The following is a 14,446-nucleotide window of genomic DNA, read 5'->3' on the forward strand; positions in this document are numbered from 1 at the left end:
CAAAAAAGTCAAATGTCAGATATCCGATACAATAAAAGAGGAGTTTCAGCTTCAAAAGAAGATGTCCATAACGCAATCAAGAATATAGACAAAGGTCTTTTCCCACAAGCGTTTTGTAAAATCGTTCCAGATTATTTAACAGGTTCAGATGATCACTGTATTGTAATGCATGCAGATGGAGCAGGTACAAAAAGTTCACTGGCATACATGTATTGGAAAGAAACTGGAGATTTATCTGTTTGGAAAGGTATCGCACAAGATGCATTGATAATGAACATTGATGATCTACTTTGTGTTGGTGCAACAGATAATATCCTTTTATCCTCTACCATAGGAAGAAATAAAGGGTTGATTCCGGGTGAAGTGTTGTCTGCCATTATTAACGGAACAGAGGAGCTTTTACAAGATTTAAGGAATCATGGAGTAGATATCCGATCAACAGGTGGCGAAACAGCAGATGTTGGGGATTTAGTGAGAACCATTATTGTTGATTCTACAGTGGTGGCAAGAATGAAGCGAAAGGATGTAATTACAAATAAAAATATTAAAGCCGGGGATGTAATTGTTGGATTAGCTTCATATGGACAAGCTACATATGAAAAGGAATACAATGGCGGAATGGGTAGTAATGGTCTGACATCTGCACGACATGATGTTTTTGAAAAATACCTTGCCACTAAATATCCTGAAAGTTTTGACCCATCAGTACCTGAAGAATTAGTTTACTCAGGGGGTATGAAGCTAACGGATAAAGTAGAAGGTAGTCCAATTGATGCCGGAAAATTGGTTTTATCTCCTACAAGAACTTACGCGCCTATTATTAAAAAAATATTGGATTTGAATAGATCAGATATTCATGGAATGGTGCATTGTAGTGGAGGAGCACAGACAAAAGTCTTACATTTTGTTGAAGATCTTCACATTATTAAGGACAATATGTTTGAAGTGCCACCTTTGTTTAAATTAATAAGTGAGCAATCAGGTACTTCATGGAAAGAAATGTATAAAGTCTTCAATATGGGACATAGAATGGAAATCTATTTACCGGAAGATAAAGCACAAGTAATTATAGAAATTTCAAATTCTTTTGGTGTGGATGCACAGATTGTTGGAAGATGTGAAGCTGCTGACGAAAAGAAATTGACAATAAGTTCCGAATTCGGAAAATTTGAATACCAATAAGACAATTAACAATTAATAATGAACAATTGTCAATTTGAATGGCACAACAAAACGAAAATATAATCCTGAAAAAATCTTATGATTTTGCATTAAAGGTTGTTGTACTGTGTAGAAAAATTCAAATTGAAGAGAAGGAATTCCAATTATCAAAACAATTGTATAGATCAGGAACGTCTATAGGAGCAAATGCAGAAGAGGCCATAGGAGGTGTTTCAAAAAAGGATTTTGCTAATAAATTAGGCATTTCTTATAAGGAAGCAAGAGAATCAAAGTATTGGTTGAGATTGATGCGAGACTCAGAGCTAGTGGATGAAGAATTGACAAATGAATTGATAGCAGATGTAGATGAACTTGCAAGAATTTTGTTTTCAATAATCAGATCATCTAAAAATTGATAATTGCACATTGATAATTGCACATTGATAATTGTAAATTGACAGTAAATATTTTAGATTGAAATTAAATCATGAGCGATATTTTACCAAAGTTAGAAGCGATCAAAATTCGTTTTGATGAAGTAGGTCAAAAGATAGTTGACCCTGAAATCATTGCGGATATGAGTCGTTATGTAAAACTGAATAAAGAATATAAGGATCTTGAGGTTATTGTCAACGCTTATATTAAGTATAAGAACGTTATTGACAATATCGAATCGTCAAAGGAAATGTTGGCCGAAACTAAGGATCCTGAAATGAAAGAAATGGCTCAAATGGAATTAGATGAATTGATTCCTGAAAAAGAGCGATTGGATGAAGAAATTAAAATCTTATTGATCCCTAAAGACCCTGAAGATGATAAAAACGCCATACTTGAAATTCGTGCAGGTACTGGTGGAGATGAAGCATCCATTTTTGCTGGAGATTTGTATAGAATGTATACTCGTTTCTTCGATACAATGGGATGGAAAACGGAGGTAATGGATGTTACTGATGGTACCCAAGGCGGATACAAAGAGGTTATTTTAAAAGTGAATGGTGAGGAAGTATATGGCACTTTAAAATTTGAAGCTGGTGTGCACCGAGTTCAAAGGGTTCCGGATACAGAAACACAAGGTAGAGTTCATACATCTGCAGCTACAGTTGCTGTTCTTCCTGAAGTGGAAGAAGTTGATGTTCAAATCAATCCTGCTGATATTGAGTTGCAAACTTCTCGTTCAGGAGGTGCTGGAGGACAAAATGTAAACAAGGTTGAAACGAAAGTTCAGTTGACACATAAACCTTCCGGTATTGTGGTTGTTTGTCAGGTAGAGAGATCTCAGCTAGCTAACCGTGAACGTGCAATGGAAATGTTGCGTTCAAAGTTGTATGATATCGAACTGGCAAAAAAACAAGGGGATGTTGCTGCTAAAAGAAAATCAATGGTATCAACAGGAGATAGATCTGCTAAAATTAGAACTTATAACTATCCTCAAGGAAGAATTACAGATCACAGAATTAATAAAACCATGTACAACCTTTCTAATTTCATGAATGGGGATATTCAAGAAATGATTGACGCATTGAAGATGGCAGAGAATGCCGAAAAAATGAAAGAAGGAGAAGCAGCACAATGACAAAGCAACAACTCTTAGAGCAAATCAAAATAAAACAATCTTTCTTGTGTGTAGGATTGGATACAGATTTAAATAAAATCCCAAAATTTTTGCTGGATTTTGATGATCCAATTTTTGAGTTCAATAAAAGAATTATTGATGCCACTAAAGATTTGTGTGTAGCATATAAACCAAACATTGCCTTTTATGAATGTCATGGTAGTAAAGGATGGGACTCTCTTAAAAAAACCATTGATTACATTCCAAGCGACATTTTTACAATTGCAGATGCAAAAAGAGGTGATATAGGTAATACATCTTCTTATTATGCTAAAACCTTCTTTGAATATTTAAATTTTGATTCGGTTACAGTAGCTCCTTACATGGGTGAAGATTCTGTAACACCATTCTTAGAGTTTGAAGATAAATGGGTGATATTACTTGCTTTAACTTCAAATAAAGGAGCTCTAGATTTTCAAATGACAACAGACCAAAATGGTGAAAGATTGTTTGAAAAAGTGATTAAGCAATCTGCTAAATGGGGAAGCCCTGAAAACTTGATGTATGTTGTTGGAGCAACAAGAGCAGAAGGAATTGGAGAAGTAAGAGAAATTGCACCAAACAATTTTTTCCTGGTTCCGGGTGTTGGAGCACAAGGTGGTTCTCTTGAAGATGTTGCAAAATATGGCTGGAATGACGACTGTGGCTTGCTGGTAAATTCATCTAGAGGAATTATTTATGCCGGAGATGGCGAGAATTTTACTGAAGATGTAAAAAGTGCTTCGCAATCACTTCAAAACCAGATGAAAACCATTTTAATCAATAAGTTTAATTGATCGATCAATCAGCTGATTAAGTTGATACTTATTTTATATCTTGTAGTCAACTTTTTGCGAGTAAGATTCGTCTTGCTTGTGTTACCCAAAACATTTAGATATCAAAAGGCTACTATTTATATTCAACCTACTATTGTTGGCTTCTGTTGCCAACGCACAGGGAAACTGGCTCCGCTCCATTGGTGATAATGACAATGAAGAAGTGAGGGATGCCACCTTTGATAGTAATGGCGACTATGTGATGACCGGATTCTTTACCGGAACTTTAAATACTGGAGTCGGTACGCTAACTACATCCGGTAATACAGACATTTTTATAATTAAAACTAATGATGCTGGAAATCCAATTTGGGCAGTTCAAGCCGGAGGTTCAGGTGTAGATAGAGCAAACGGAATAGCTTCTGATGCTGCAGGAAATACCTACATTACGGGTTACTTTCAATCATCTGCAACTTTTGGTTCTATCACTGTTTCAGGTCAGGGATGGGAAGCTTATGTCGCAAAAATAGATCCTAATGGAAACTTTGTTTGGGTTTCTACTATGGGTGGTTCAAACGGAGATATTGGATACGGAATTGATGTAGATAATAGCGGAAATGTATTTTGTGTTGGTGAGTTTACGGGTAATGCAACATTCGGCGCAAGTGTGTTCAATAGTATGAATGGTACAGCTGATGTCTTTGTTTCCAAATTAGATAACAACGGAACTTTTTTGTGGACCAAAGTTGGACAAGCCAATGCTGCCGATAAAGGTTTTGAAGTAACTACGGATAATACAGGAAATGCTTATGTAATAGGACAGTTTTCAAACAATATCACTTTTGATGTTACTCACTCAACAACTTTATTAAATGCAGGATTCTTAATTAAGTTTGATGCATCTGGTAATGAACAGTGGTTTGATCACTTATGGGGAGCACAAATTTTATTGAATGATGTTGAATGGAGAAATAATAAAGTATTCATTACAGGTGATTATCAAAGTAATGTTTTAGTCCAGGATGTTAGTGGAATTCAGAATTTCAATGGTACCGGGAATTATAATATCCTCACAGCTAGATTCTCTTCTACTGGACAATTAGATTGGTTGTCTTCTAATTATTCTGACAGTGAATTACACTCAAAACAACTTTGCATTGATAGTAACAATGATGTTTATTTGACCGGAGATTTCCTTTGCACATTTACTGAAATGAACGCTACTTACGGTAATTCAACTTTTTTATCTGTTGGATATGAGGATGTGCATTTCATCAAATATAATTTTGCCGGAGCTTTTCAATGGGCCAGACAAATGGCAAGTAATGGACCTGATTTTGGTGTAACTATAGATATTAAAAATCCAAATTTACCGGTAATTGCCGGAGCACATGAAGGAACTTTTTATGTGCCTGCAGGTGGATCATTTGCTTTTCTTCCAGGACAACAAACCAATTTTTCTACTTCCAATTGCTCAGATGCCAATTATGGAAATTTTGCCAAAGAAAATTGTACAAACATGAAAGATATCTTTTGGACAAGTCCTTTTGATATCAACAGATTGCCGTTTGATTATTTTGAAAAAAATCCTGGATTGAGTTGTGATTTGAACACTTATCCTCCTTGTATTGGAAATGAAATTCCTTTTGCTAATTGTGAAGATACTTTGTCTGGATGTGCCCCTGTTACAGCATGGTTGAATGATTTCTTTTATGATGGTCCAAGTCCAAATTATTCTGTTTCATGGAGTAATGGTGGAAGTGGTACCAGCACAGGAATAAGTGTAGAAGGTAATTATACTGCGACAACTACAACAGTAGATGGTTGTTATACCTGGACAGATAACGTCTATATTGAAATTTATCCGGATCCGGATCCACCTTTGATATCTGATAGCTGGTTTTTTAATGACAATGAAATATTACCAAATGAAATTGACACATGTGATGCAGATTCAGTGTTGGTTTGGGCAAGTCCAAACGGAACAGGAATAGACAGTTTAATCTGGATTGGCGATCTGAATGAGTTAAATGATTCTACCATTTCAGTTAGTACTTCTGGAATATATTCTGCGTATGCAGTAAATCAATATGGTTGTCAATCTAATACTACCTCAATAGATATTGTTATCAATAATTTTGCATTGCACGACACATTAGATCCTGTAATAATTTTTGGTGATCCGGATATTCAACAAACAGATTCAGTGTTAACTTGTGATCTACCTTTTTGTTCATCAGCATTTTTATTAGACAGTAATTTTACCAATATATGGGGAACCATGCCTAATCTGTATTCTGTATGGACGCTAGATGGAGATTTTTTAGACACACTTCAACACAATTCAGATGACACTGCATTCGTAACTATACCAACAAATATTAGCTTCTGTGTTTTAGATACCGGATGGCATGTTTTAGAAGCTCACCTGGTAAACGAATGTGGGGATACGGTAGATTATTTTCTGGTAGATCAATTTTATGTAGACACTGTACAAACTCCTTATGTGAGTATTTCTGGACCTACAAATGCCTGCCCTGGAGACACCATTACTGTTTATGCAGATTTTTATACCAATACGGCGAACTGGTCCGGAAGCAGCATTATTGCAAATTATGGAGATTCTGTTCATGCAGTATACAATTATCTCACCGGTATAACCATAACAGTCTCCGTGGATACAACACAAGAAGGAACTACCTGCTATAATTCTGCAACTTATGGTTTAGGAGCGCTTCCTATTCCTCAAGTAACAATGAACCCTTCTGATGGGGTCGTTTGTCCTGGAGATTCTGTTCAGTTGGAAGTGATTGGTGGTGTAGCCTGGCAATGGATTGGGCCTACTGGAGATTCTTTAGGAACGAATCAAATTCAATATGCAACTGATGTTGGTGAATACTTTTGTTATGTAACTACGGCAGAAGGATGTATAGTTCCTTCAGAATTTGTTGAAACGGTAGCTTATTCTTCTCCTACCTTGTATATCTGGAATCCAGTGATCTGTATGGGTGACAGTACTTTAATTCAGGTGTTGGGTCCCAATAGTACGGTGATCAATTGGTTACCACCTCTCTTTGGTTCTACTAATGAACAATGGGTTGATTCGGCAGGATATTATTATGTTGAAACAAGCTTTTGTGGTATTACCAAAATTGACAGTATTGAGTTAGATATCAACCTACCTTTAGAAAACTTCAATTTCCCGCCTGACACATTGATTTGTCCTTATGATGTACTGACATTAAATGCGCCTCCCGGAATGCTCAATTATTCTTGGAACGGAACCCCTGGTGGTGATTCTTTCTTGGTGCAAGATTCAGGTTATTATTATTTGAGTGTAACAGATGTTGACGGCTGTATGGATCATTCAGATACAATTTATATTGGTTATCACGCTTTACCGGATGCTCCTGTTGCTACTGACACTACTGTCTGTCCTGGTGGAGATGCGGTATTGTCTGCAGTTGGAACTGGTACTATAGATTGGTACGACAGTGGTTTTAATCATCTACAAACAGGTGGAAACTGGAGTGTCAGCAATGTTACTCCTAATCAGTTTTATTTAGTAACACAATCTGACGCCAATTGTGCGAGCTTACCGGATACGGCTTCCATTTTTGTTTTTGTTGACAATGTGGTAGCCGATTTTGACATCCTTGATCAATGCGGTTCCTTAACTGTACAGGTGGTCAATACAGGAAATCCGGGACTTGATTATAGTTGGGATATGGGTGATGGAACACTGTACAATGGTGATTCAATCTTTCATACTTATCCTGGAAATGGAACTTATACAGTTTCTATGCTAACTACAGATCCTGTTTGTGGGTTTGAAGATTCAACTGTTCAGGATGTAACTGTTTATGGCCAATCTGTTGATGTAATCTATAATTATCCTACTTGTTATCAGTTTTCAGATGGATCTGTCACCCTTGATCTAATTGATGGTGTAGGAGGAGAAACATTCTTGATTGAAGACATTTTAGGAAATACATTGAATACGAGTGGATCAAATACGGCCAATAATTTATCTGCAGGTTGGTATTATTGGGAAGTTTATCTGGGTCCTGGATGCACTTTGATGGATTCTGTTGAAGTAGTAGATCCGGGAGCCTTGGATGCTAATGTCATTGTTTTCCCACCACTGTGTTATGGTTTAACAGGTTCCGCTATGGTTGACACAGTATTTAATTGGCAAGGCGATTACAATAATATAAGCTTCTTCTGGAATCCTAGTACTTCTCCTGTTGGTGGAGTATGGGCAGACAGTGCTTATAATATGACTGCAGGAGATTATGTGTTGACAATAAATGATGACAATGGTTGCTCTAATCAAATTGATTTCACGGTCACGGAACCACCTCCATTGGTGTTTTCAGAATTAGGTTCAGATCCTGCTTATTGTAGAATGTTTGATTATCAATCTGGTAATGGTGTTGTGTATGCAGCAGCTTCAGGCGGAACTCCTGATTATACTTATCAATGGGTTAATCTAACTACTGGAGATACTACTGTCAATACAACATGGGGAGGATTAAATTATGGTGAATATCAAATCACAGTAGTAGATGATAACGGTTGTACATTAATAGATACCGTTATGGTTGATTCCCTTAATCCTGAAGCTGATTTTGATATGGCATCTGCAGGATTCACTGTAGAATGGGAAGGAGATTCACCTTTAGAAGTTCAATTCTCAAACTTGTCTTCTTATTACGCTAATCCAAATAATCCTAATGCGGATACCACTTTCTTTTGGCATTTTGATCATCCAAATGATCCTCCGGGATGGGTGATATCTCATGATGTTAATGAAACTTTCGATACTATCTATACTGCCGGTACATACACAATTTGTTTAGTAGCAATGAATAAAAATGGTTGTTCAGATACTACTTGCCAAGTTATAGTTGTACATGATCCTGTTGATCTTGATCCTGTGAACATATTCACACCAAATGGGGATGGAGATAATGATGTGTTCACTTTTATCTTGAAATCACAAGGAATTGAAACTTTTGAGTGTTTAATTGTAAATAGATGGGGTGTTACGGTTAAAGAACTTTATGATATCTACGATTCATGGGATGGTACTGATAAAAATGGAGATGATTGTCCGGATGGCGTATATTTTTATGTCTATAGAGGTGTCGGATTCAACGGTACTGAATTTGAAGGGCAAGGATCAATCACTATTGTGAGAGGAGGCAATTAATAGCTCATTCTTCCATAAAAATTCTATTTTTGATCAAAGTTTAACCCAAACATCATGCCCGAAAGAAGAAGTAACGAAGATCTAAAACGTTCATTTGAGATTGCTAAAAAAATGCAACAACGCAGTAAGCAAAAAGAGCGTGAAACCAGTGTCAAATATGCCAAAACTGCCCTCTTAATTTTGGGATTACTCCAAATTGGAGTAGGGTTTTATGAAGGATTTGGCCCTTTACAATCAATGATTGCATTTGGAATTGATGTGGCTATCGGAGGTGCCTTCATAGGTTTGTACTTCCATTCAAATCAAAAGCCGGTTCAGGCATTTACAATAGCCTTATTTATATATGTTGGAATTTTAGTGTTACTAGCAGCACTAGATCCTACTCAGATATTTAGAGGGATTATTCTAAAAGCTGTTATTATTTCGGTAATTGCTACAGGCTTAAATGCTGCCAAAAAATTACCTCCACCTGCTGTTAATAATAAGAAGGATGATTTGATAGATGATTTGGATGAATTAGAAGATCTGTAATATTAAATCACATGGCAACAGAAGAAGAAAAAGCGAGAGCAAAAGAAGTAGCTCAGGAAATCTTAAATAAGAGTAAGAAAAAGGATGATTTGGCAAGTATAAAATTTGCCAGATATGGATTTTTAGGTATTGCAATTATGCAAGCTTTGGTGGTGTTCTTTTTCCATTTTATATTTTTTGTACCACTTAGTTTGATGTTTTGGGATGTCATGTTGGTTATCTTCTTTATTGTCATGTTTGTTTTGTCATTTTGGAGACCTTTAATTGCCTTTATAATTGGCCTAGGCACATGGTTAATTATCCAACTGATGTTGGCATCTGTCAGTATAGATCACATGATGAATGGATGGATTTGGAAAGTGATGATTCTAACTGCCCTAATTATTGGTTTGATTTCATCATTGAGAGTTCCAAAACCTGTTAAGGAAGCAAATGCAGAAGAGTTGTTAGACGTTGAGTAGCCTAATTGGGAACAATTGCCACTTGTTTGGATAAAGCGGATACAACAAATAATCCCAATCCTCCATTATCCACATTTGTAGGAGCATTTGCCGGTGGGGCCGCAAAAATTCCTCCGCTCCATGCCGTTTCACTGAGTATACCAATAAAGGCATCATAGGTTTGTTTAGATATATTGTGCTGTTCTAGCGTAAGTGTGTCACCCGGATTGCAATCGTTGACACTAATGTAGTCTATAGGAAAAGCTTCAAAAGTTAAGCCGTCTCCTAGATAGTCATCCGTCTCAATTGAAATTTCACTTAATGTATCAGTTACGTAAATCCCATTGTTTAAAATTCTCCAGCAATAATAATGGCCATACCCACTTAACTCTGTGGTCCATATTAAAAACTGATATCCCCTCAGTTCATTTTGACTATTGTATACAGGACTCAATTCTAATTGATTTAGTGTTGGCACCGTATCGCAGTAATCCTTTGCAGTATAAACTTCACCTTCATGCATTACTGTTAAAGTATATTCAGTTCCCATCTCTGCCTTAGCATTGGCGTCTGATTGATAAATTCCCGGAGACACTTCCATAAAAGGAAAAATTTGACCACCTCCACTTATTTCTACAGTGGCGCCACTTGCTACAGGAACAGATTCATTCGAAAAATAAGCAGCTGTTTTTGTCAACCTAATTTCATGTACTTTTTGCTCTGTAGTGAACCAGGCATCAATCACCAATTTTTCATCACCTTCGTCTAATTCAATATCAATATCCTTGGTACATGAATTAAGCATCACAACAAATAAACTCGATATGAAGATTAAGTAATTTCTCATTAAAAATTGAAGTTATAAGTGATGGCTGGAACTATGCCAAATAAATACAGCATTTCTGCTTTTGTTTGGGTCGGATCCACTTCATCAGCAACAAATGTTATACTGTATGGGTTTGCTCTGTTATATACATTGTAAGTTGACAGTACCCATTCGCTTTTCCATTTTCTGTCCGCATTTTTGCGTGGTCTAAATGCAATAGATAAATCCCAACGGTGATAATCTGGCATTCTTTTTCCATTTCTGCTTGAATAAATTGGAACGGTCATTCCCATGTATTCCATTTTTCCAATTGGCATTGTTATGGCCGCACCTGTACTGAAAACAAAATTGCTGCTAAACGTCCAACTTTTGCCAAGTTCATAAGACATTACTATTGAAAGGTCATGTGTTTTATCATATTTAGCAAAGTACAATTCATTGTTATTGATTCCATCTATTTTTTTCTGTGTTCTACTTAAAGTATAGCTGATCCAGCCGGTGAAATTCCCTTTTGTCTTTTTGAATAAAAATTCTGCACCATATGCAAAAGCTCTTCCAAATCTTAATTCACCTTCAAGGTATGGGTTTAATAACAGTGTTGCATGATCTTTAAAATCAATGGCATTTTGCATTTGTTTGTAGTACACTTCAACGGACGCCTGGTAAGTATTTTTATTGAAATTTTGAAAGTATCCCATTGCTATTTGATCTGCTATTTGAGGTTTAACATTCGGACTAGAAGGGAACCAAATATCTAATGGAGATGACGCAGTGGAATTTGAAGCAAGATGAACGTATTGTCTTGTCCTATTATAAGATGCTTTTATTGAAGATGATTCATTAAAGATATATGTCATTCCAACCCTTGGCTCTAATCCTCCATAAGTATGATAAATTTCACCTTTGGCAACATTTACTGTATCAGAAACCTGATAGTTTGCATCATATTCATAGTAAGTAGTTGCTCCAATGTTCTGGAATACTGAATATCTCAAACCGTAAGTCGTTGTAAAGCGCTTTCCTATTTTCAACTCATGAGATATGTAGGCTGCATATTCTAGTCCATTTGTTTTGGGTACAACAAACTCTTCCAATATTGATTCTCCAACTCCATTGGCTCTTCCCGGATCAATTTGATGAAATGACCCTAATAAACCAAACTTCAAAGTATTGTTAGGGTTTAAATAATAAGTAAAATCTGTTTTTAAGTAATAATCTTTGATGTTTGAGGTCCATTCATATGCATCTAAACCTTGCGGTTGCCCCAGGAAGTAATCATAGTTACTAAAAGTGGCTGTGGTGTTTAAAAATAGTTTGTCTGAAAATACATGATTCCATCTGGTAGAAACTGTAGCGTTACCCCAATCCATTCTAAAATACTCCGATAATCCCAATACATCTCTTCCTAAATATCCGGACAAGAAGATGCGATTGTTGTCATTTAGTTTGTAATTGGCTTTTAAGTTGACATCATAAAAATGAAGTTTGCTGTCATGAATGTCTTCATTTTTTGAAAGTGGTAAAAACATATCAGCATAAGTTCTTCGTCCTGAAACAATGATGGATCCCTTTTCTTTAACAATTGGGCCTCCCAGCGCAAGACGACTACTGATGGTTCCAATTCCCCCTACCATTTCAAATTTCTTCATATTTCCATCCCTCATTCTTATGTCAAGCACAGAAGATAATCTTCCGCCAAATTGAGCCGGGATGCCACCTTTGTACAATTCAACTTCTTTAATTACATCCGGATTAAATACAGAGAAAAATCCCATTAAATGAGAAGCGTTATAGACATTTGCCTCGTCCAATAAAATCAGGTTTTGATCAACAGAACCTCCACGTACATAAAATCCTGAACCACCTTCTCCAACAGTTGATACTCCGGGTAAAAGTTGTATAGCCTTAATAATGTCTACCTCTCCCATTAAGGCTGGCATCTTCTTGATTTGACTAATGCTCAGTTTTTCTACACTCATATTGGTGTTGGTAATGTTGGCATTGCCTGCTTCACTGGTTATGGTAACTTCTTTTAAGGTATTAGAGCTTTCCAATTCTAGATCCAGCTGTATGTTTTTGTCTAACGAAATCTCCTTACTAATAGGCGCAAATCCAACAAAAGAATAAGTAAGTGTATACTCTCCTTTGGGAAGTGTAAGTGAATAAAATCCGTAGCTATTAGCTACAGCTCCAACTAATTCACCATTTAAAGAAGTTTTGACAGTGGCTCCAATTAATTCTTCTCCAGAGCTCATGTCTTTGATGTAGCCAGAGATGGTAAAGTTCTCCTGTGCAAGTACAACTGAGCTTTGAATGATTATAAGAAGAATAAAAATGTATCGTTTCATTCGATTTAAGTAGCCTCCTCAACCTAATTGATTGAGGATTGCAAAGTTATACAATTGTCTAGCTAAAATCCAATTAAAAATTACGATCTTTAATGTATGCTCGAAACACACTTACATTCCCTCTTTGATGCTAAAAAATTGGGCAACATTTTTCAAACTACAACTGATCAAAAACTTAAGGTAGTTCAATTTGGTGTGCGAAATAAAAATTCAGGTCCGGATTTTCTAGAGTCTATCATTGAGTACGATAATAAGTTGTGGGCAGGTCATATTGAGTTTCATATCAATTCTTCAGATTGGAAAAAACACAATCACCACCTTGATGAGTCTTATAATAATGTAATTGCGCATTTTGTATTAAATCATGATATGGAGGTTGTGATTAATAATTTCAAGCTTCCGGTGGTAGAACTAAATCAAGTTATAGCAAATCAAAAACTTAACGATTCATTTAATAGTAATAAAGATGTTATTGTTTGTTCAAAGCAAATAAAAAAGGTTGCTGCCCTTGAGCTTCAAAATCAAATTAATGCTTCACTGCAAAGTAGGTTAGATCAAAAAGCAAATGAGATTTTACAATTACTTAAAGAAAATCATGGAGATCAAAAAAAGTCGTTTTTCATCCTTTTAGCACAGGCATTAGGTGGTAAAGTAAATAAAGAGGCTTTCAAAGATTTGTCAGAAAAAATCAATCCTGCAATTATCGCACATCTCAATTATAACCCAATTAAGATAGAAGCTTATTTAATGGGATTGTCAGGTATGTTGCCTATGCAACATGATAGTGAATATGTGCAGTATTTAATTGATGAATTTAGTTATCAAAAAAAATTGTTTTTATTGAATCCGCTCTCATCCACTGCCTGGCATACTTCAGGGATGAGACCATCTTCACATCCGAATATCAGGTTGGCACAATTAGCCGCTATTTTAACTCGCTATCATGAAATTGATATTTATCAGCAAGGCATTACCTATTGGCAAAGAGCATTGAAGATTGAGCTTTCAACTTTCTGGAAAACCCATTTTACTTTTGCTAAGTCAACTCAAGAAAAATCTATTCAAATCAGTCATGCTGCAATGCAATTAATAATGATTAATGCAGTATTGCCTTTTCAATACGCCATGGCTAAATTTAAAGCAGATATTGATGCGCAAGAAAAAGTTAAAATCAATTTATCTCAGTTGCCATCTGAAAATAATGCTGTTATAAAAATGTGGAATAAAATAGGTGTAAAACCTAAAAATGCTTTTGATTCTCAAGGATTATTAGCGCTTAAAAATGAGCTTTGCAACCAAAAAAAGTGCTTATTTTGTAATATCGGTAAATTTGTACTCAATAAATGAATCTCATTCAAAAAATATCCCTTTTTTTCGAGCTCAGATCCTTTGGTGTTAGCACTTGGTTTGCCAGAAAAATAGGAGTTGAGGTATCCCGAGTTAGATTATTCTTTATTTATTTTTCATTTATTGGTTTAGGCTCACCGGTAATTTTATACTTGATGATGGCCTGGATATTAGAGCACAAACACATCTTTAAATTACAACGCAAGCGCAA

The 14,446-nt window shown here is 35.9% G+C and carries 10 protein-coding genes; 8 read left to right on the top strand and 2 right to left on the bottom strand.

Annotated elements, in window-relative coordinates; all coding sequences use genetic code 11:
* The first annotated feature begins 12 nt into the window (after positions 1 to 12).
* The 7 genes from K6119_RS14825 (at position 13) to K6119_RS14855 (ending at position 9,735) form a co-directional block, all read left to right on the top strand.
* Complete coding sequence (locus tag K6119_RS14825) at positions 13 to 1,182, top strand: AIR synthase related protein (protein ID WP_221832944.1); 1,170 nt, start codon at positions 13 to 15, stop codon at positions 1,180 to 1,182.
* 38 nt (positions 1,183 to 1,220) lie between these two features.
* Positions 1,221 to 1,577, top strand: a complete 357-nt coding sequence (locus K6119_RS14830; protein ID WP_221832946.1) for a four helix bundle protein — start codon at positions 1,221 to 1,223, stop codon at positions 1,575 to 1,577.
* Positions 1,578 to 1,648: 71 nt separating this feature from the next.
* The gene (prfA, locus tag K6119_RS14835) at positions 1,649 to 2,734 is read left to right on the top strand and encodes a peptide chain release factor 1 (RefSeq protein WP_418889082.1); all 1,086 of its coding nucleotides are present in this window, start codon (positions 1,649 to 1,651) and stop codon (positions 2,732 to 2,734) included.
* On the top strand, positions 2,731 to 3,549 hold the full coding sequence (pyrF, locus tag K6119_RS14840) for an orotidine-5'-phosphate decarboxylase (RefSeq protein WP_221832948.1): 819 nt from the start codon (positions 2,731 to 2,733) through the stop codon (positions 3,547 to 3,549). Before prfA ends, pyrF begins: the two co-directional genes overlap by 4 nt.
* Positions 3,550 to 3,685: 136 nt before the next feature.
* Complete coding sequence (locus tag K6119_RS14845) at positions 3,686 to 8,743, top strand: T9SS type B sorting domain-containing protein (protein WP_221832950.1); 5,058 nt, start codon at positions 3,686 to 3,688, stop codon at positions 8,741 to 8,743.
* A 54-nt stretch (positions 8,744 to 8,797) separates the two neighbouring features.
* Positions 8,798 to 9,274: a hypothetical protein gene (locus tag K6119_RS14850; RefSeq protein WP_221832952.1), complete on the top strand. Its 477-nt coding sequence runs from the start codon at positions 8,798 to 8,800 to the stop codon at positions 9,272 to 9,274.
* A gap of 11 nt (positions 9,275 to 9,285) precedes the next feature.
* Positions 9,286 to 9,735, top strand: a complete 450-nt coding sequence (locus K6119_RS14855) for a hypothetical protein (protein ID WP_221832954.1) — start codon at positions 9,286 to 9,288, stop codon at positions 9,733 to 9,735.
* 1 nt (position 9,736) lies between these two features.
* Here K6119_RS14855 and K6119_RS14860 read toward each other — a convergent pair whose 3' ends face one another.
* Positions 9,737 to 10,561, bottom strand: coding sequence for a DUF4249 domain-containing protein (locus tag K6119_RS14860; protein WP_221832956.1), 825 nt, complete (start codon positions 10,559 to 10,561; stop codon positions 9,737 to 9,739).
* Positions 10,561 to 12,888: a TonB-dependent receptor gene (locus K6119_RS14865; protein WP_221832958.1), complete on the bottom strand. Its 2,328-nt coding sequence runs from the start codon at positions 12,886 to 12,888 to the stop codon at positions 10,561 to 10,563. Before K6119_RS14865 ends, K6119_RS14860 begins: the two co-directional genes overlap by 1 nt.
* A 96-nt stretch (positions 12,889 to 12,984) precedes the next feature.
* Between K6119_RS14865 and K6119_RS14870 the strand changes: the two genes are divergently transcribed.
* Positions 12,985 to 14,235: a DUF2851 family protein gene (locus K6119_RS14870; RefSeq protein WP_221832960.1), complete on the top strand. Its 1,251-nt coding sequence runs from the start codon at positions 12,985 to 12,987 to the stop codon at positions 14,233 to 14,235.
* The last annotated feature ends 211 nt before the right edge of the window (positions 14,236 to 14,446 follow it).

Origin of the sequence: Paracrocinitomix mangrovi, assembly GCF_019740355.2 — a bacterium.
Taxonomy (GTDB): domain Bacteria; phylum Bacteroidota; class Bacteroidia; order Flavobacteriales_D; family Crocinitomicaceae; genus Paracrocinitomix; species Paracrocinitomix mangrovi.